We start from the raw sequence: 16882 nt of genomic DNA on the forward strand, positions 1-16882 counted from the left end.
AATACCTGCCTGTCACGCAGGGGGTCGCGGGTTCGAGTCCCGTCCATTCCGCCAATTTATTCATACCAATAGGGGCGTAGTTCAATTGGTAGAGCACCGGTCTCCAAAACCGGGTGTTGGGAGTTCGAGCCTCTCCGCCCCTGCCATTAAAAAGCATTTCATTTTCAATAATTTACTACATTGTAAAAATTTTCTTGTAAGAAATCATTGTCTTCATGTGGCGTAAATGTGACATTGTTCGCAAACTCTATCATGTGATCTGCATTTAAATGCGCATATTTCTTTACCATTTCTAATGTTTCCCAACCACCCATCTCTTTTAACGTATAAAGCGGCGTGCCTGCCTGAACGTGCCAACTTGCCCATGTATGGCGTAAATCGTGAAAGCGGAAATTATGAATATTGCTTTTTTCTAATGCTTGATGGAAATCATGCCAATCAATACGCCCAATTTGTTTATCAGTACCACGATGAAAAACAAATTCACTGCGGCGAGTTTGGTATAATTTTTGCAATAAATCCAAAGCAGTGTTATTCAACGGTAATGCTCTTGCTTTACCTGATTTTGCTACATCATTTGAAACAATTGCGATACTACGTTCAAAATCCACCTTATCCCATGTCATTGATAAAATCTCTGTCATACGCGCGCCAGTGAATAAAGCAAAAGAACAAACATTTTTCATCCACGCCAAATTTAAATTTGAAATCAGTGTTGTTGCTTGCTCTTTTGTAATCCAACGAACACGGACTTTTGGCTCAACGAATTTTTTCACATAAGGGATTCTATCAATCCAACCATTTTTATAAGCCAGTGAAAGCACTCGTAAAATGGACGTGCGATAGCGGTTTTTTGTCGATGGCGACAATGGTTTTTTATGAGTGGTTGAGTATGTCGGCAAATTAGTCATAATATCTTCGCCTGTAATATCACTCAATTTCCAACCGCCAAAAACAGAACGCCAATAAATGGCGTGTCTGCGGTTAGTATCAAAATCCTTTTTCAGCTTGGCGTCTTCCACAAATAATAACAATGCTTCTTCAAAGAGTTTAGGCGGTTTCTTGTTAAGGTGCGCCATATCCCATAATTCTGCCTTGATCTTATCGTGTAATTCTTGAGCCTTTTTCTTTACTTCAGTCCCAGCGCTTCGTCTAATTCGTTCGCCACTCGGTGTTGTAATATCGAGCCAATATGTACTTCCTCTCTTGTAGATTGACATTTATTCTTTCCTCCATTTTTTATATCAGTCAATCCAACCAATCGGATGACATTATTTTTTCTTTTTCTACAACGGTCAAGATCTTCCCTAAAAACTCGCCAAGCTTTCGAACCTTCCATCTGGAAAAAGCCCCATTTAAAACGATGTGCAAAAACGGTGCTGTAACTTAAATTAAGGAGGTTGGCAACCTCCTTGATTGTTAAAGTGCGCTCGGATTTTGTTGTGTTTTCTTCTGTAATCACAAATCCCCCTCTTTCACAAACACACCATCAATCATACGCCCTTTGCGGTCTTTGATTTCATCCCAAGCTGCTTGCACACAATCTGTTAGCATTAAATTATATTTTCTGCTAATTAATTTAAGTGATACGCAAGGACACCCGAATATAGCATCAACTTTTGTCGGCATTTCTAGGTTTTGACCCATTAATTCACTTGCGAGCATACCAAGGCTAACGACTGTTTCCGCGATAATTTCTTCAACGTCTAATTTAAAAACAGGTTGAAATGAATCTAGATTACTAATTGTTTCTAAAACGCTATCAATATGATTTTGCTTAGCCAAAATCACCATCACCACAAAACAATCCCCAATGCTATCCTTAATTACATCTGGTTTATTTTTTGCTACGCCACTGCATAGCTCACCAAATTCTTCCATTAATTTAATGAATTGTTTCTTCGGTGTAGAACCCTCAATCAAATTGCGATCTTCTGCCCATTGTTCGATGTTTTTTATAAGCTGTTGTAAGTCTGCCATTTTTATTTCCTCTAATTTTTCAACTGCGCCAAAATATCTTCAACCGTATTTGCAACCAAAACAAAGTTTGCGCCTTTACTTGTTGAATAATCACTTGTTATATTGCTTTCGTAAAAACGCTCACAAATTTCATCAACTGCTTTTATTCCATCCTCTAAAAGCCACAGGATTGTTCCTGTTTCCAGGATTTCTGAAAAATCATCATCAGAACGGCTAGAACCATCGCAAGGAATATCCTCGCATTCTATAAAATAGGAAATTAGATCAGCATTAAGATACATTTCTAAATGCTCATAACCATCGCTTACATGCTCAAGTTTTGATGTTTTGCTATTTTTTCCCATAATAAAATTTTCTTTCACGAAATTTAATTTTAAAAATTTACTCATAGTTCACCTACATTTAATTAATGATTCCTAAAATCCCCCAAGCTCTCGCCCCAACCAAAGGCTTGAGCCAACGGAATTTTTTCTTCTTTAATGAAAACTTCATCGTTTTCACAACAAATCCACCGATAGTCATTAAGCCGTAACCGTCCATGGCGCATTAAAAGGTCAATTTGTGACGGTTTTAATGGCGAACCAATAGGCAACATCAATATACTTGCTTGCTGTTCAATTTTTGAACGGTTACAGTTATTGACACAAGTCCAAGCGGCGCGATGCGCCTTGTTTGTTTCGGTGGACTCCGAATTAAGTGCGGTGGAACCCAACGCACTTTTCGCTGATTTAATCACCCAGTTTTTTAACTTGGTGATGATTTTCTTTTCTGTGAATCTGTTTTTTACCCCCACAATTTTCTTACGAATCTCCCCGTATTTATTCGGTTCGCATTCCTCATACTCAATACAAATTGGTTGGTCGCAACGTTTTGTCATTGCGCCACCTTGCACTTTTAAATAACTACCAAAGCAACTCACATCAGCCACGGTACGACCAATATCCAATACTTCATCGTCCGCAGTTGCTGCCATGGCATCATCAATTTTGCGAAGTTCACGCCACGTCGAAATTGACGGTGTACCGTAAAACTGGAATTGACGAATGCCCCAAAGATTTGCCCACGCACTGACACGTTGCACGTTTTCAAGTAATGTCAGATTTTCTACTTCATCGGACATTTCTTTGCCTTGCTTACCTGCATAGATATTCTTGGCGATGTATTTCGCTACATAGCCAATGGCAGAACCTTTGGTTGGGTCAATTTCTTCTACTTTGAAATGGTATTTTTTCGCCCCAAATTCATCGCCATCTAATTCCAACGCTTTCTTGCGGAATAAATGAATAACGTCATCTTTATGTTCAGGTTGTACATACATCAGCAAGTGCCAATGCGGTGTGCCATCGTGATGTGGTTCAACGCCACGAAAGCCGAAAAAACCGATTCCACGTTTGGCAAACTGTGCGCGCAACTGTGCCCACACTTTATTTAAGTAACGTTGCGTATCACGAGGGCTTGCACCTTGCCATTTTTTATTGTTTTTGCCTGTTTCATGCGTTGCGTGAAAAGAGGATGGGGCAGTCAGCGTAAGAAAGAGTGACACAAATGAATTTTCTATCGCCCATTCATCAATACCACGCAAGCGGTTCATGGTTTCCTGAAAACGGATAGCAGGATTTGCTACCGATTTTTTCCACATTTCAATCAACGGCATTTGTTCGGTGCTATCGTCTAGATTTTCCAACACCATTTGTTGCAGATATTCGAGGTTATCTGCACGTTGCGCACGGTAATCATTAAATGCGGTTTGAGAGACATAAGGACTCACTTTTGCCGATACTGCACCACAGCCAATCTCTACATGTTCTTTCAATCGTTTTTGTGCCGTAGTAAGTTGGCGTTTCCAATGTTTTGTGCAAACTGATTTATTCAGATCAACCTCAATGTCATTCACATCTAAGAAACGGTTATCTTGATAAGCGAACCAGTGTTTTAACGGAAAACCAATATCCGCACACACTTCGCCCACTAAGCGATAAAGGTCACGAGAAAGTGCGGTGAAATCATCAAGAGATATTTCCCCACGTTCTTTCCGCTTGGCTTGTTCGGTGACAAAATCGGACTGTAATTTCGTAAACAACATGGATAATTTGTCTGCCATTTCTTTTAGCTGATATTCACTTAACAAATAAAACGGAAAGTTAGCCGCCTTTTTGCCTTTGGAAAGTGCGACCACTTGTGAATGCGTATCACGGTCAATCAACCAATCAAGGCTAATGTGATAATGTTGAAAAACGGCTTTCAGGCGATTGGTGAGGATTTCACGCAAATAGGTATTCGCATACGCCGCCTGTTTATTGCCGAATTTAAACCCAATAGAGCCATCATCTTTCAAGCCGTTGAACGCACGCAACCACACATGGCGAAAATGCTCACGTTGGCGTTTGCGAGGGAGCGCAGAAAGCAGTTTTTCAACATAATCGAACTGGTGCGGCGCAACAGAAAATAATTCCATTTGCGCCGATGTTGCTTGAGCAGTATCGAAAGTGCGGTCAAAATTCACCGCACTTTGCATCATCACTGCACGTGCATCTGCCATCGCTTGCTCACGTTTGGCAAGATTGGCATTACACTCAAGTTCCCAGTTCATCATCAAGAATCCTTACATTGCCGTATTGGCTAAATATTCACTGTGATATTCAAAATATTCTTTGATTTTGTTGTTGGTCGAACTCACTGCACTGAGTAATTCTTCCAAGCTCAACATTTCATATTGAGCTAAGTCATAACGGCGTACTTCTTCGATTGCACCCCAAATTGTGTTGTGTAAATTGCCCACCGTTCTTGTTTTTTGTTTGCCATACCAACTATCTTGATCGCCAATCACTTCAACCACTTGAAAACGAGTGCCGATGGGTAAAATTTCTAGCGTTGCGCCACAATCTAGGGTGATATAAATATTGTTTTCCATTATTCTTCTTCTCCTTTACCAACGGCTATCTAGCACGTTCGTAATAAACTCAATTAATCCCATTACCGTCATAGCCACGCCAAGAGCAGCAAACACCACCACGAAAAACATCACTAAACAACTTGTCATTTTCTTTTTTCTCTCCAGTCCGCCCATTCGGCGTGTTTTTTCATTAATTCTCGTTTCGCTTGAATTGCAATATCGCCCAAACGGATATATTCACTAAATGCCGTATTCGCTGATTGTTCATCGCCCTTATCTAAGTGGTAGAAATAAGCAAACAATTGTTCTTGCGCATTATCTAGCTTGTGATAAACATCTTTTGCACAAAAAGACAAAGCACCACGGCTTAAAATTATTGCTGCCATTTGTTATTCCCCCATCGTCTTATCAATTTGAGTAAATTCCCGCTCTGTTACGCCTTGTGAAAACATTCCCGAAAGTAACCGCACTTTACGTAGTGCGCGGGCTATTTTGCGTTGTCCTTGTTCTGTGTAGTGATGGAGCTTAGTGCCTGTTAAATGCCCTGCACGTAAATCTGAAAAATCTAAATCGGCTAATTCCAACAGCATTTCTCGAAAGCCTTGTTGTAAACCGTCAAACTCTCGTTCTACACGGAATTGGCTTTTGCTTAACGAGTGCAGCACATCATCAAAACTTCGGATTTCAGGCACCTTTACTTGATTAACACGGCACCATTTTTCAGCGGCAGATTCCGTTTCATCGTCAAAGCAATAAGGCATTAAGGCCATCACTCACCCCCATTCATTTATTTACGGAACCACCGTGCAAAGCGTTGGAAAATGCTTTGTTCACGAGCCCACTGTTCTTCTTCAAGTAACGCAATGCGATCACTCAGTGATTCATTCAGCAATACTTGTTGTACATTCACGTTTGCTTGGTGCGAAATAGCCCGTTGTAACAGTTGAATGTTGTGAGCCTGTGCTTGTACGGTTTTGTTTAACTGCCACACATTCACACGGCTACGCGGCGTGTTTTTTTCTTTGCTGTACACATATTTTTTGCTTGTCATTTGCTCAAACTCCTAAATTTTGGTTGCAAAAATCCTGTCGAATGAATTTCTTCAAACGACGGTGGTTAAAAATTGTTTGGATTAAAAATAGATAGGGTTATTTGTTCCCAGGCCAGTCATTCCAATCTGCAAAAATATCAATTTGCCTTTCGTCAGCATTTTTCTTTTTGCTTTCATTAGGAAAATCCGACCAAGTGAGCGATTCCAAATTGAGAGATTTATGTAAATCATAAACTTCATCAAAATTAATGGTTATCTTGCCAAGCATATTCAAACAGTTTGGGCAATACACAATCGCTTTCTTTAATGTCGGCGTAATTTGAGTTGATGTTCTCGTACTGGTACTTTTTTTACACTTTGGACATAACACTTCAACAGCCATATCACACACCTTCTTCTGTCCTATACTCTCCACATTCCCCAATATGGATTGCACGGTTATTAAAATTAAAAGATAATCAACACTATAAAGAACGACACCATTGAAAATAACGCCACGAGGTATGCCATGCTGACTCGATTTTTACGATTTCTCATATTTATCCTTAACTGGTCTATTGTTGCTGGAATTGTTTGGCTTAATTTCATCTTATTAAGTAACAATCCCACTCTTACCCTGCTTGATTACACCTTTAACCCACGCCAACTGTGTTTTTTAAATGCGTTGTTAATGGGTTTATTCACTTACAAAGAACGCCACTGCATAAAACAAGAAATCATTCGTTTCGTTCGTTGGTTTAAAAGTCTTTAATTCCCTTCAAACACCTGTTTCAGACTTTCGTAAATTGTTTCCCAATCCACATCCGGGAGCAGGTCTTCGGCTTTCACTGCGCCGTGATTAACTAATCGCGCCCATTTCGCGTAGTCCTTTCATCACCAACATCCGCACTAATGCGGCTTCGGTTTGTCCCAATTCGGCACATTTTTCCTGCAAGACGGTGCGAATATCGTCGGAAAGCCCTACTTGCACCTGTACTAATTTTTTTCTCATCCGCTTCTCAGTGGCATTTTCTTTAATTTCACTCATATACAACGCTCCTTAAATTGGTTATCATCAGTAACAATCATTGATCTTTATATTTTAGAAATAATAATACCCACATTTGTAGGTATTGTAAAGGAAATTATTTATGTTTGGAGATATTTGGAGTATTTCTTACGGCGAACGTTTAAAAGAGGAACGTTCCAGATTAGGATTTAGTCAAAAAGTATTGGCTGAAAAAGCTGAAATTGCATATAACACTTATTCTAATTATGAATTAGGTAAACGTTCTCCTGATGCAGATACTTTAATAAAACTATGGTATTTGGGGGTTGATATTTTTTATTTGTTAACTAACCAAAAGTCCGTTGTTGCAGAAAATTATGAGGAAAGGGCATTATTAAAAAAGTTCAGAAATCTGAATGGGGATGAGAAAAGATCTGTCTTAATGAAGTTAGAACAGATGGGAATTGATACATTTTTTTTTAGCGGTAAAAGTGCAATGGAGCAACCACGTGTTCAGGTATTTGATTTAAATGAAGGCAATGACAGCATTCATACTAAAGATAATACCATCATAGGACACAATAATATTGTCGCAGGGCGAGATGTTAAAAGATAAAGCCATGTCAAACCATATTGTCGGCGATAACAATACGGTTGCTGGGCGAGATGTGAACATCACGAATATCTATCATAAAGAAGGTGCCCCTTTTCCGCGCACCAGATTAGTAGCTGAAATTCTTGCTGTGCGTAATTGTTCTGCGCACCTTGAATTTGTGATCAATACACATGCCGATAAATGTTATGGGTCACACTATTTTAAAGAAATGAAAGAAACCGAGTTGCAAGCAATGCACGAATTTGCCTGCCACTTGCGTGATTTACTGGCTGAACAACAACGGCTAAGCTGGGTAAAACGGCTGCTATCGTGGATTAGGTCACGTGGTGTTTAGTTTGACGATGAAGCGGTGGTGAACCTCCTCCATAAAATAAAAGAGCTTTATTAACAACAACATAAGGAAATATTATGGCATTAATTAACTGTCCTGAATGCAACAATCAAGTAAGTGATCAAGCTTTCAAATGTCCGTCTTGTGGTAAACAACTAAGAAAACCTAAACGCACCTTTATGGGCAAGGTTTTTAAATGGTTGTTTATTCTGTTCAACTTGTTCATGGTGTATAGCCTTTTCACTGGTTTGGGCGGGGGCGCAGAAGTGATAAATAGCGCAGCGACCGATGCAGAAAAAGCGGGTGCGGCAATCGGCACTGGCTTGGGGTTAAGCATGATTCTTGGCTTGTGGGTCATCGGTGATATTATTCTCGGCTTATTTGTTTTATTCACTCGTCCAAAATCTTAATTCTATTGTATGCCTGTTTTATAACGGGCTTTTTTATAGGAAATATTCTATGAAAAAACTTTTCTTAATTTTAACCGCACTTTCCCTTGCCGTATCACCTGCAGTGTTTGCTAAGGCGCACAAAAAATCAAATTCTGAATCAGAACAGCAATTTAGTTGTAATGATGGAAAGCGAGTATGTGGAGATATGGAAAGTTGCGATGATGCAATGTTTCATCTTAAGCAATGTGGTATGAAAAAGCTTGATCGTGACCACGATGGCGTGCCTTGTGAGAGTATTTGTCAATGAAGATGAAGAAGTGGTGATTTATTTTAATAAAACAAACCTAAGGAAAATTTATTATGTTATACGAATATAAAATGATTCAAGCTGCGCCACATATTATTGCGCAAAGAAAGAACATTCAAACTGCCGCAGCAGACTATTTACAAGAACTGGTGAATGAACAGGCTAGATTAGGCTGGGAGTTTTTCAGAATAGATGATTTTTCTACTGAAGAAGCAGCAGGGTGCTTTTCAGGTGGGAAAACAACATCTAAAGTTCATAAAGTTATCACTTTTAGACGTGAAAAAAATGATTGATGGCTTGGCTTAGCATTCAACTTATCTTGCTTTATCAATATCTTGCACCGCAAAAAATTCGTGATGCCTGTCGGTTTGAACTGAGCTGTTCAAACTATGCGATTTTAGCCTTGCGGAAATATGGTTTTCTTCGTGGCTGGCAGATGGCAATCAATCGACTAAAGCGGTGCAAATATCCGAATGGTGGTGAGGATTACCCTTAACGTGTATCCACTGTTCGTTTTTCAGTATCACTATAAAATTTGGATAACCTAAGAAAATGAAAAAACTTCTCTTAATTCTAACCGCACTTTCCCTTGTTTTCTCACATAGAAATTTTTATCATTAAGAATGGGGTTATATGATGCAATTACGTCATATAACATTTTTTAATTAAAAAGTGGAGCGTTAAATGCAGAAATTTTTAGAATTTATATCAGTATATAAAAGAATTTTATTTTTTATTGTTGGTATCATAGCTATTGAAAGTATTCTTTTCTGTGCAGAATATTTTTATTCTTGGTTTTCCCTTTACATTTGTTTTATGTTATTTGTTGTAGACATAAATAAAACATTGTCCAAGAAGATTATAACATCACTTTTTTGTTTTGCTTTTCTGGTGTCTTTTTCTTGGTTGATTTATTATATTTATGGTGAAAATCATAAAGATATACATCAATTATTCTATTTAGATAAAGATACAGTATTGTCGTTTTTGGATAAAGATATAGTATTGTCGTTTTTGGATAAAGATATAGTATTGTCGCTTTTAGATAAATATAAAGTATTACCACTTTTGGATAAAGATACAGCATTGTCGCTTTTGCTCCCTTTTGTTTTTTATTTTATTGATTATTATTGTATGAAATCTAAGATAAAAGAAATTCAAGAATATGAAGATAAAAGAAATAAAGAAAAGAAACAATAAAAAATAGAAACTTTAAAATCAGATATGAAAGCGGTCAATAGACCGCTTTATTTTTTCACTTTCTTCACGTCCACCTCATCATCTTCCACTTTCAATTCGCATTCAATTTGGCTCGTGAGTCCGCTGTCTGAAAGATTGTGTGTCACTTTGGTGATTAGCCAGTTGGTTGCGTCAATTTCTGCTTTAAAGCCTGAAAGCTCAATGGGTGTTTCGGGGATTAAATCAGGTTCGCCAAAGGCAAGATTTAGGCTAAATGTTGCCACGCCTCGTTTGAGTTTGTCAAAGGCAGATTTGGCGGCGTTGATGGCGGTTCTTTCGCTTGCATAAGTGTGGCGGAGTGATTTTATTTGCGCATTATCACTGGTGATTGGCTCTTGTTACTCAATAGTGTTGTATTTGCGTTTGCTTAATCGTCTGCCTTTCACGGTGCCATTTTTCAGCGTTCTGCCTTTCGTCATACGCTGTTTTTTCACTATCTTGGTGTTTTCATCCACCGTGATTTCGCCACACTTGCCCGTGTCCGTATCATGCCAATACGCCCGCACGGCTTTGTAGTTTTCACTTTCTGCGATAGAGAAATTGTAGTTGTCGCCACTTTTGCGAGTGATTTTACGTCGTGGAATCGGCTTGCCTGTGGCGGTTTTGCCTTGTCCTAGCGGCATAAATAATAGCGTGCCATTTTTAACGGTGCACATTGCCCCGTGTTCTTCTGCTAGTCGGCTTAATAGATTAATGTCGCTTTCGTTGGTTTGGTCAATGTGTGCGATAAACGTATTTGCCAGTTTTTTCTCGCACTGGCTTTTGAGTTGGTTTTCTTTGGCGATAGTGTCAATAATTTCGCCCAATGTTTTTTTATCAAATGACCGCTCTTTTTGTTCGGAAAATGAGCCTTTTAAATCTGCCGCTCTTGCTCTGATGGTTAATCGGTCTGCCGACCCTGCACCGCCTGAAAATTGCACTTCATCGACGGAATATTGCCCTTTGTCAATCAGTGGCTTGCCTTTCCAACCAAGTGCAAGGCTGATTGTGGCATTGCGTGGCGGTAAGGCGAGTTTGCCGTCATGGTCGGATAATTCTAAATCGAGTGTATCCGCCTCTAAGCCACGATTATCCGTTAAAGATAAACTAATTAAACGGCTCGAAATTACTTGTGTGATGTCTTGCTGTTTTTTGTCTTTCGTGGTGATCTGCACTTTAAAAGCGGGCGTGCGGTGATTGTCGTTAAGATTTAAATCAAACATTAAAGGCTACTCATTAAACTCTCTGCAATGGCGATTAACATGGGGTCATCGGTGCGTTTTAGGCTCATGCTGAAATCAATCGCACGAGGTGCACCATCGTCAAAAAACTCTGTTCGGGTTTCTTGCATGCTTTCAATCACAAAAAAACCGATAATTTCAAAGGTTGCTCCATCAATAAGCGGAAATGCACCGCCACTGTCTGCCATTAATTCCAGGGCTTTAATGGAAAATCTGCCGCCAGTAATTTCGGGGATTAATCTGCCACTAATCGTGACAGTTTCGCTTTCTTTTCCTGTGAACTGTGCTTTGGGCATTTTACCAACAACAGAATTTGTTGGATGTCGCCAATTTGATGTGCGGTCTAAACTTTGAAAAGGCACGGTTTGCCGAGTAAAAACAAACATACCCAATGTGGCAAGTGCGAAGTTTTGGAACATAAATAATCCTAAAGAAAAGTGCGGTCAAAAAATCCCATGATTTCTGACCGCACTTGATGAATTAGCGAAAGAGAAATGCAATGCCGAAAATCACAAGCAACCAAAAGGCAATGGAAAGAATAAAGATTCCACGCCATATAATATGCCGTGGCATATTTAATAAATAATCAATCAGTTTCTGTTTCATTTCGCTCTCGTGCTTTTTCTCGCCATTGCATTAATTCGGAAAATGTCATTTGCTCAAAGGCTTGTGGTTGCCAGTGGAAGATGATGGCAATATCTGCCATAGCATCTTCCACTGTTGCGGCAATCATTACTCGGTCGCTTCGGTTTCCACTTCCGAGTTCTTCCCTAAAAAACCGACAGCCGCCGCAGCAAGCTCGGTGAAGTCCGCCACTTCCATGGTAACAAAGTCGGATTTGTGTAAAACAGGCGTGGTGACACGTGCAAGTAAAACTTGTAATGCGTCCACATCCATTTGCAACACTTCAAACATTTTTAAGCCTTTTAATGCGGGCACAGTCGGTTTATTGACGGTGATTTCCGTGATTTGGTTTTCGCCACGAGTAATAGGGGTGGTTAAGGTGATGATTTTGGTGTTTTCTGTTTTCATTTTATGTTTCCTTTAAAATCCCTCTTTTTTTGTAAAGAGGGGAGGGGGATTTAATAAAAGCCCCTTTCGGGGCAAGGTGTGTGAATTAAATGCCGATTGCAGAACGATGCTCAGCTAAACGATCAGTGCCACCGACAATGAAAACGGAATTGATTAGGTCAATTTCCACAAGGTCTTTGCCGTTTTCGATGATTTTGTAGTAGGTTAATGGCACAGTGTAGCTTTGTTCGGTGTCATCGCCCGATTTACTGGTGCCGTTGTCAATTTCGCTGAAACGACCGCGCATGACTAGTTCGATTGCCGTGACTTCTTCGGTGTCGTCTTGTTGATAGGCACCCGCAAAACGTAATGCTGTGCCGTCAATTTTTCCGCCAAATTCTTTGATAAGTTCGGTCATATAACCGCCCATCTTGAATTGCGCTTCCAAGCCTTCTACCCCTAAATTCACTTTTACTGGACCAAACATGCCGCCTGCACGGTATTCTTCCAGTTTCATGGCTAATTTGGGTTAGGTGATTTCGGTGACTTGGCCACGGTAAGAATTACCGTCAGCCATAAAATTCATTAATTTGAGTTTACGAGGTAATGCCATTTTTTACGCTCCTACTTTCGCAATGTTGTTCGCCAATTCCACAAGATATTCATCGCTCACGCGTTGTTCAAAGCCAAGCTGTTCAAGCGGTGGCACAGCGGCATAATCATAACCAATTAATAATTTGGCGTCTTTTAAAGTGGCAGCAGTGTTTAACTCGCGCTTCACGTAAGCCTTACCGCCCACAAGATAGCCCTTGTTGGTGTATTCGCGCCATTTAGCGTTGATCGCTTCCACGATTTCTTTTACAAGATTCACGGAAATGTCTTTATCCATCGCCCAGTCAAAGGATTGTGCAATGGTGTCTTTCAACACTTGTGCCGTGCGAGTGTAGTTTTCGTAGATAAATAATTTATCTGCCGAACGAGTGCGTAATCCCCAGAACTTAAAGCCATTGTGATTAACACAACAAGTAATGCCTTGTTCGTTGAGATAGTTCACGTCGGTTGCTCTGTCGTTAATATCGAAAGAAAGCGGCTTAGTGACACCCGTTACGCCAGTTAAACCTTTGTTTGAGATTGAGGTATGCCAGCCGTATTCTTTATCTTGATATGCACGCATTGCGGCAGCGCGAACAACGGCATAGTCCACTTCGGTTTGTTTGGTGTTTGGGTTAAATGATAAGAAATCACCGAAAATCAGCATTAGTTCACGTTGTGAGAAATTGCGACCGTATGTCACTGCTTCTTCTTTGGTTTTTGCTGTGCCGCAAGAGGCATACACAAAGCCATTGAGTTTTTTCGCTACGCTTAACAATTCAGTGGTTACGTCTTGGCTGTCGTATTTCGGGATACAGAAAATACGAGGTTTGACACCACAAACTGCAGCAGACACGAGGAATGCTTTTAAGCCAGTGTAATTGCCTTCGTTATCTACGGTTCCGATCACATTGGCTTTCATGGTGCTTTCATCTTCGTTTTCTTCCACGCGAATGACGACAACTTTACAATTCACAATGTCCGCAATGCCATCTAGCGCACGAGATAGCGTGCCTTGTTTACCTGCTTTGGCTTGCATTTCAGCCGTGATGCCAGTTAAAAGCGTAGGTTTGTTGAGTGGGAAAACCGATGCATCTGCATCTGGTGCGGTTGCCACTAAACCGATAACTGCAGTGGATGATGTGGTGAGTGTTCGCAAGGCTTCGGAAATTTCCGTTACCTTGACCCCATGGAGATATTCATCAGTCATAATTTTAGCCCTGTTGTTGAGATAGGGCTATTTTGTAAGGATTTAAAAGCCAGTGGTAGCGACTGGCGTTGTGGTATTTAAACTAACAAAGTTCACGGTGTATTGGAGAAAATAAACAACGGCAGGATTACCCGCCGTTTTAATTTGAAAAACAATTACTGTATTTTTGATAACTTATTAAATCGTGCATCGTGCTGTTTGCCTGAAATCTCACTTTCATAAGCTGTTTTGCAGTGATTGCGGTCAAAGAAAATGCCGTTGATGAAACGATATAACACTCGCCAGCGTTTTTTCGGGTTCTCGGCTAATATTGCCCCCCAATAAGTGCGACTGGAGAGGGTTTCATCTGCGGCGCCGCCTGTGAGGGCGTTAAACAGTTGGTCTATGGCGATAATCACGTGATAGCCATAGCGTGTTAATTTGCGTTTAATTGCCATTGCTCAATCTCCTGTTCAAGTGAGGTTAATTCCTCGGGTGTTTTTAAAGCGAGCAAACGGTCTTCAAATGCCTGACGTTGCCCAATGATGATGCCAATCACCACAGCAAACTGAGCAGATTTCTCAATCACTTTTTCAATGAGTATTTCGAGCGGCACACCACGATTTTGGGCGATTTGTGAAAGCATCGGTGTCGGTGTGTTGTGGTCGGCTTGCCACGCGAGAGCCTCTTTTTCTTGACGGTAAAAACTTTCAATTTCCGTCTGTGGATAGCCCGCCAGTAATCCATTTTTAAGTTGGTCGGCTTTGTCCGCTAACTTATTGAGTAATCCTTCTTTTCGTTGTGCAAAAAGTGCGGTTTGTTTTTCGGCTGAAATTTCCCACGTAAGTGTGTCAAGATTTAACTCGTGTGCCGCACTGGGTTGGGGGTCAATTAATACAGGATTGCCTGTTTTATCTACGATGATTTGCTTGCCTTGAGATTGTCCATTAAGTAGCTCAATATATTTATCTTGGCTAATTTCCACCGCACTTTCGGGTACAAAACCGCCGTCTGCGTCATCAAAAAAGCCATTTTTGTAATAGATTGTCATTATTTCCATCTCCCAATAGTCATCCAATCTGCAGCCCCTAAATACCAGCTTGTTACTGTCGCTGTTGTGTTCGTTTTGGATTGCATAAATACCCAGTTATATTCTCCCTTACTGCTTGCCCTTGATTCGTATCGTTCTGTAATAAAACATCGATACTCTTTATCTACATATGCAATCGGCAGCACGATATCTGTATGCACAGTAGTACCGCCTCGAGTAAAAACAATTAAACCTGTTTGAATCATCGTCCCATCAGGATATTTTCTAATTTCAACGTTACCGATTTTTTGATAGGTAATTACAGCATTAATAATTTGAGAGGTAGCCTGATTAAAATCAGTAATCTGACTAGCCGTGTGCGTATGATTACGGTCTGCTTTGCCTTGTAATTCTTGTGCTAATCGCCCTGCATCAAGTGCACCAGCATTAGTTACCTCGCCGTGGGATTTAATCCAAAAGACCACATCATCAAAACTATTAAGGGCTTTGATGCATAATTTGAGGATTAATGATTTGGGGCGAGTTTCATCGCCACCTGTTGCCATTTGAGAGGTATCTTTTGGGAACACAAAGCCATTATCTCCATCTGCATTGTCATAACCAAGGGTGCTCCACAAATCTGAAGACTGAGCAAATGTTGTATAATCAAAATACGAATTATTCCGTCCTTGACTTGAGTGATTAAACCAAGAATCGTAGTCTATCGGTACTCTATGCACATGTCGTTTTAACTCATCCTCTTGCGTTTGCCCTACAAATAGCCCATTTCCCGCATTACGCAAAAATCTATCTGCTACTTTAGGCACACTAGCAATTGAGCCATATTTACCGACTAAGTGACGATATAACTCAGGGTAACGTTGCTCGGTAACTTGTGTGGCAATCTCATCAAAGGCAATCCAGCCAGTGGGAATATTATCCACGGCAAAATAAGCCGTCATGCCTACATCGCTACGGGGTAAATCAGGGAGTTTGTTGCTGTTGCCTAACACCTGATACAAATCAGGAAAGGTTTGTTGATTAAAGGTCGAGCCGTCAGCACGTAAAAAACCGACGGGATTGGTCACCGCGCGTGGAAATGATACTACTGCACCTAAAGGCAAGCCTTTTTTAGCAGCCTCGCCCACCGCATATTCAGATGCAAATTTGTTTTTATCTGTTCCATCTGTTTTATGCGATATTGGCAAAATACCTGGCTCTGTTTCTGTTGCTGATTTTGCTGTCCATTTTGTATTAGCAAGATCTTCGGCTTCAACTGCTTTGTCATAAGTGGCTTTAACCGCGGCACTGGTTGCGACGGTGTCTGCGCTATTGCTATTTACGGCAGAGGATTTTTTGCTATTGGGGATGTAATTAGAGAGATTGCGTGTAAGCGCATCAATAAATGCTTTTAGTAACTTAATCGATTTCGGGGTGGCAGCCATATCTTCGGATTCCGACTCATATCCCGAATAGAGTTGGGTTATCCCTTGTTGTGTGGTGTTTGCCTTGGCTATTTCGTGGGTGTGTCCGCTTTCATCAAATCCATTTTGCGTTGTGGCAGTAATGGTTTTTGGTGCCATTTGTTGGCGGGTGACAAAAATCACACTGTTATCAATGGATAATGTTACCGCACTAGAGGATTCTACTTTTAAGATCATCCGCAATACTTGGACTTTACCACTGCCACTACTTTCTGTTGGTTTAAAACTTTCAGGGCAGTTTGCGTAGGCAATGAGTTTATTTTGTGAGTCAAATACGCCCATTTCTCTTATGTAAAAACCGCCGACATTTTCAGGGATGGTTAATTCAACGATCACCTGTTTATTATTGCGAGGGTCGAGAGAGACGGCACTGACTGGTGCAATGTGCGTTTGATGTACGAGAGCTGTTGCGCTCGCCGTTGGTGTGACCGCCTGTCCATTGCCATCACCCACAGCAAATTTGGCGAGTTGCAACGGTTGCCCTTGGCTTAATGCGTGAGCGATAGCATGTGTTCCGTAGTCGGTTAATATTGCAAAATATTGTGATGCCATAAATATTC

Annotated in this window: 26 protein-coding genes, 1 tRNA gene and 2 pseudogenes; 8 read left to right on the forward strand and 21 right to left on the reverse strand. The window is 40.5% G+C overall.

Annotation, left to right across the window (positions count from 1 at the left end; all coding sequences use genetic code 11):
* The first annotated feature begins 70 nt into the window (after positions 1-70).
* Positions 71-146 (forward strand) — tRNA-Trp (locus ABW51_RS03955).
* Between the two features lie 18 nt (positions 147-164).
* Here the strand turns inward: ABW51_RS03955 and ABW51_RS03960 are convergent.
* The 11 genes from ABW51_RS03960 to ABW51_RS04010 form a co-directional block, all read right to left on the reverse strand.
* Complete coding sequence (locus ABW51_RS03960; protein ID WP_053465665.1) at positions 165-1220, reverse strand: tyrosine-type recombinase/integrase; 1056 nt, start codon at positions 1218-1220, stop codon at positions 165-167.
* Positions 1130-1462: a helix-turn-helix domain-containing protein gene (locus ABW51_RS10145; RefSeq protein ID WP_053465666.1), complete on the reverse strand. Its 333-nt coding sequence runs from the start codon at positions 1460-1462 to the stop codon at positions 1130-1132. The genes ABW51_RS03960 and ABW51_RS10145 overlap by 91 nt, the downstream gene beginning before the upstream one ends.
* Positions 1459-1980, reverse strand: a complete 522-nt coding sequence (locus tag ABW51_RS03970; protein ID WP_053465667.1) for a MazG-like family protein — start codon at positions 1978-1980, stop codon at positions 1459-1461. The genes ABW51_RS10145 and ABW51_RS03970 overlap by 4 nt, the downstream gene beginning before the upstream one ends.
* A gap of 11 nt (positions 1981-1991) precedes the next feature.
* Positions 1992-2369, reverse strand: a complete 378-nt coding sequence (locus tag ABW51_RS03975) for a hypothetical protein (RefSeq protein ID WP_053465668.1) — start codon at positions 2367-2369, stop codon at positions 1992-1994.
* A 17-nt stretch (positions 2370-2386) separates the two neighbouring features.
* Complete coding sequence (locus ABW51_RS03980; protein WP_053465669.1) at positions 2387-4573, reverse strand: replication endonuclease; 2187 nt, start codon at positions 4571-4573, stop codon at positions 2387-2389.
* 9 nt (positions 4574-4582) lie between these two features.
* Positions 4583-4891, reverse strand: coding sequence for a hypothetical protein (locus ABW51_RS03985; RefSeq protein WP_053465670.1), 309 nt, complete (start codon positions 4889-4891; stop codon positions 4583-4585).
* 125 nt (positions 4892-5016) lie between these two features.
* Positions 5017-5259, reverse strand: coding sequence for a hypothetical protein (locus ABW51_RS03990; protein WP_005668404.1), 243 nt, complete (start codon positions 5257-5259; stop codon positions 5017-5019).
* A 3-nt stretch (positions 5260-5262) separates the two neighbouring features.
* On the reverse strand, positions 5263-5643 hold the full coding sequence (locus tag ABW51_RS03995; RefSeq protein ID WP_005689773.1) for a hypothetical protein: 381 nt from the start codon (positions 5641-5643) through the stop codon (positions 5263-5265).
* A 17-nt stretch (positions 5644-5660) separates the two neighbouring features.
* Entirely contained in the window at positions 5661-5924 is a 264-nt protein-coding gene (locus tag ABW51_RS04000) for a hypothetical protein (protein ID WP_053465671.1), read from the reverse strand.
* Between the two features lie 97 nt (positions 5925-6021).
* The gene (locus ABW51_RS04005; RefSeq protein WP_044233048.1) at positions 6022-6306 is read right to left on the reverse strand and encodes a PaaD-like zinc ribbon domain-containing protein; all 285 of its coding nucleotides are present in this window, start codon (positions 6304-6306) and stop codon (positions 6022-6024) included.
* 456 nt (positions 6307-6762) lie between these two features.
* A complete protein-coding gene (locus tag ABW51_RS04010) occupies positions 6763-6951 on the reverse strand; it encodes a hypothetical protein (RefSeq protein WP_053465672.1) in 189 nt (62 codons plus the stop codon).
* 103 nt (positions 6952-7054) lie between these two features.
* On the opposite strand from ABW51_RS04010, the gene ABW51_RS04015 reads away from it, so the two are divergent.
* From ABW51_RS04015 to ABW51_RS04045, 7 genes are all read left to right on the forward strand, one after another.
* Complete coding sequence (locus tag ABW51_RS04015; protein ID WP_053465673.1) at positions 7055-7528, forward strand: helix-turn-helix domain-containing protein; 474 nt, start codon at positions 7055-7057, stop codon at positions 7526-7528.
* 4 nt (positions 7529-7532) lie between these two features.
* Positions 7533-7862 carry a hypothetical protein gene (locus ABW51_RS04020; protein WP_156262547.1) on the forward strand — a complete coding sequence of 110 codons (330 nt, stop codon included), beginning with the start codon at positions 7533-7535 and terminating at the stop codon, positions 7860-7862.
* A gap of 74 nt (positions 7863-7936) precedes the next feature.
* The gene (locus ABW51_RS04025) at positions 7937-8269 is read left to right on the forward strand and encodes a zinc ribbon domain-containing protein (protein WP_005642272.1); all 333 of its coding nucleotides are present in this window, start codon (positions 7937-7939) and stop codon (positions 8267-8269) included.
* Between the two features lie 49 nt (positions 8270-8318).
* Positions 8319-8558 carry an excalibur calcium-binding domain-containing protein gene (locus tag ABW51_RS04030; RefSeq protein ID WP_053465675.1) on the forward strand — a complete coding sequence of 80 codons (240 nt, stop codon included), beginning with the start codon at positions 8319-8321 and terminating at the stop codon, positions 8556-8558.
* A 53-nt stretch (positions 8559-8611) separates the two neighbouring features.
* Complete coding sequence (locus tag ABW51_RS04035) at positions 8612-8851, forward strand: hypothetical protein (protein WP_053465676.1); 240 nt, start codon at positions 8612-8614, stop codon at positions 8849-8851.
* The gene (gene yidD / locus ABW51_RS04040) at positions 8851-9054 is read left to right on the forward strand and encodes a membrane protein insertion efficiency factor YidD (RefSeq protein ID WP_053465677.1); all 204 of its coding nucleotides are present in this window, start codon (positions 8851-8853) and stop codon (positions 9052-9054) included. Before ABW51_RS04035 ends, yidD begins: the two co-directional genes overlap by 1 nt.
* Positions 9055-9242: 188 nt before the next feature.
* Positions 9243-9758: a hypothetical protein gene (locus ABW51_RS04045; RefSeq protein ID WP_053465678.1), complete on the forward strand. Its 516-nt coding sequence runs from the start codon at positions 9243-9245 to the stop codon at positions 9756-9758.
* A 47-nt stretch (positions 9759-9805) separates the two neighbouring features.
* Here ABW51_RS04045 and ABW51_RS04050 read toward each other — a convergent pair.
* The 10 genes and pseudogenes from ABW51_RS04050 to ABW51_RS09770 form a co-directional block, all read right to left on the reverse strand.
* Positions 9806-10999, reverse strand: a pseudogene (locus ABW51_RS04050) (phage late control D family protein).
* Positions 10999-11436, reverse strand: a complete 438-nt coding sequence (locus ABW51_RS04055; RefSeq protein ID WP_053465679.1) for a phage tail protein — start codon at positions 11434-11436, stop codon at positions 10999-11001. The pseudogene ABW51_RS04050 and the gene ABW51_RS04055 overlap by 1 nt, the downstream one beginning before the upstream one ends.
* A gap of 8 nt (positions 11437-11444) precedes the next feature.
* The gene (locus ABW51_RS10470; RefSeq protein ID WP_269432145.1) at positions 11445-11573 is read right to left on the reverse strand and encodes a hypothetical protein; all 129 of its coding nucleotides are present in this window, start codon (positions 11571-11573) and stop codon (positions 11445-11447) included.
* A 30-nt stretch (positions 11574-11603) separates the two neighbouring features.
* Positions 11604-11750 (reverse strand): GpE family phage tail protein, encoded by a 147-nt coding sequence (locus tag ABW51_RS04060; RefSeq protein ID WP_005633772.1) that lies wholly within the window; start codon positions 11748-11750, stop codon positions 11604-11606.
* On the reverse strand, positions 11750-12049 hold the full coding sequence (locus ABW51_RS04065; RefSeq protein ID WP_053465680.1) for a phage tail assembly protein: 300 nt from the start codon (positions 12047-12049) through the stop codon (positions 11750-11752). The genes ABW51_RS04060 and ABW51_RS04065 overlap by 1 nt, the downstream gene beginning before the upstream one ends.
* Before the next feature lie 85 nt (positions 12050-12134).
* Positions 12135-12641 (reverse strand): annotated as a pseudogene (locus tag ABW51_RS04070) (phage major tail tube protein).
* Positions 12642-12644: 3 nt separating this feature from the next.
* The gene (locus ABW51_RS04075) at positions 12645-13829 is read right to left on the reverse strand and encodes a phage tail sheath subtilisin-like domain-containing protein (RefSeq protein ID WP_053465681.1); all 1185 of its coding nucleotides are present in this window, start codon (positions 13827-13829) and stop codon (positions 12645-12647) included.
* 155 nt (positions 13830-13984) lie between these two features.
* On the reverse strand, positions 13985-14266 hold the full coding sequence (locus tag ABW51_RS04080) for a hypothetical protein (RefSeq protein ID WP_053465682.1): 282 nt from the start codon (positions 14264-14266) through the stop codon (positions 13985-13987).
* On the reverse strand, positions 14245-14859 hold the full coding sequence (locus ABW51_RS04085) for a hypothetical protein (protein ID WP_053465683.1): 615 nt from the start codon (positions 14857-14859) through the stop codon (positions 14245-14247). The genes ABW51_RS04080 and ABW51_RS04085 overlap by 22 nt, the downstream gene beginning before the upstream one ends.
* A complete protein-coding gene (locus ABW51_RS09770; RefSeq protein ID WP_231625704.1) occupies positions 14859-16874 on the reverse strand; it encodes a phage tail protein in 2016 nt (671 codons plus the stop codon). The genes ABW51_RS04085 and ABW51_RS09770 overlap by 1 nt, the downstream gene beginning before the upstream one ends.
* Between the last annotated feature and the right edge of the window lie 8 nt (positions 16875-16882).

This window comes from Haemophilus sp. C1 (assembly GCF_001276515.1).
Classification (GTDB): Bacteria; Pseudomonadota; Gammaproteobacteria; order Enterobacterales; family Pasteurellaceae; genus Haemophilus.

Coding starts and splice junctions, on each gene's coding strand:
- ABW51_RS03960 (WP_053465665.1), bottom strand. CDS start 1,220: ATGTCAATCTACAAGAGAGGAAGTACATATTGGCTCGATATTACAACA.
- ABW51_RS03970 (WP_053465667.1), bottom strand. CDS start 1,980: ATGGCAGACTTACAACAGCTTATAAAAAACATCGAACAATGGGCAGAA.
- ABW51_RS03975 (WP_053465668.1), bottom strand. CDS start 2,369: ATGAGTAAATTTTTAAAATTAAATTTCGTGAAAGAAAATTTTATTATG.
- ABW51_RS03980 (WP_053465669.1), bottom strand. CDS start 4,573: ATGATGAACTGGGAACTTGAGTGTAATGCCAATCTTGCCAAACGTGAG.
- ABW51_RS03985 (WP_053465670.1), bottom strand. CDS start 4,891: ATGGAAAACAATATTTATATCACCCTAGATTGTGGCGCAACGCTAGAA.
- ABW51_RS03990 (WP_005668404.1), bottom strand. CDS start 5,259: ATGGCAGCAATAATTTTAAGCCGTGGTGCTTTGTCTTTTTGTGCAAAA.
- ABW51_RS03995 (WP_005689773.1), bottom strand. CDS start 5,643: ATGGCCTTAATGCCTTATTGCTTTGACGATGAAACGGAATCTGCCGCT.
- ABW51_RS04000 (WP_053465671.1), bottom strand. CDS start 5,924: ATGACAAGCAAAAAATATGTGTACAGCAAAGAAAAAAACACGCCGCGT.
- ABW51_RS04005 (WP_044233048.1), bottom strand. CDS start 6,306: ATGGCTGTTGAAGTGTTATGTCCAAAGTGTAAAAAAAGTACCAGTACG.
- ABW51_RS04010 (WP_053465672.1), bottom strand. CDS start 6,951: ATGAGTGAAATTAAAGAAAATGCCACTGAGAAGCGGATGAGAAAAAAA.
- ABW51_RS04015 (WP_053465673.1), top strand. CDS start 7,055: ATGTTTGGAGATATTTGGAGTATTTCTTACGGCGAACGTTTAAAAGAG.
- ABW51_RS04020 (WP_156262547.1), top strand. CDS start 7,533: ATGTCAAACCATATTGTCGGCGATAACAATACGGTTGCTGGGCGAGAT.
- ABW51_RS04025 (WP_005642272.1), top strand. CDS start 7,937: ATGGCATTAATTAACTGTCCTGAATGCAACAATCAAGTAAGTGATCAA.
- ABW51_RS04030 (WP_053465675.1), top strand. CDS start 8,319: ATGAAAAAACTTTTCTTAATTTTAACCGCACTTTCCCTTGCCGTATCA.
- ABW51_RS04035 (WP_053465676.1), top strand. CDS start 8,612: ATGTTATACGAATATAAAATGATTCAAGCTGCGCCACATATTATTGCG.
- yidD (WP_053465677.1), top strand. CDS start 8,851: ATGGCTTGGCTTAGCATTCAACTTATCTTGCTTTATCAATATCTTGCA.
- ABW51_RS04045 (WP_053465678.1), top strand. CDS start 9,243: ATGCAGAAATTTTTAGAATTTATATCAGTATATAAAAGAATTTTATTT.
- ABW51_RS04055 (WP_053465679.1), bottom strand. CDS start 11,436: ATGTTCCAAAACTTCGCACTTGCCACATTGGGTATGTTTGTTTTTACT.
- ABW51_RS10470 (WP_269432145.1), bottom strand. CDS start 11,573: ATGGCGTGGAATCTTTATTCTTTCCATTGCCTTTTGGTTGCTTGTGAT.
- ABW51_RS04060 (WP_005633772.1), bottom strand. CDS start 11,750: ATGATTGCCGCAACAGTGGAAGATGCTATGGCAGATATTGCCATCATC.
- ABW51_RS04065 (WP_053465680.1), bottom strand. CDS start 12,049: ATGAAAACAGAAAACACCAAAATCATCACCTTAACCACCCCTATTACT.
- ABW51_RS04075 (WP_053465681.1), bottom strand. CDS start 13,829: ATGACTGATGAATATCTCCATGGGGTCAAGGTAACGGAAATTTCCGAA.
- ABW51_RS04080 (WP_053465682.1), bottom strand. CDS start 14,266: ATGGCAATTAAACGCAAATTAACACGCTATGGCTATCACGTGATTATC.
- ABW51_RS04085 (WP_053465683.1), bottom strand. CDS start 14,859: ATGACAATCTATTACAAAAATGGCTTTTTTGATGACGCAGACGGCGGT.
- ABW51_RS09770 (WP_231625704.1), bottom strand. CDS start 16,874: ATGGCATCACAATATTTTGCAATATTAACCGACTACGGAACACATGCT.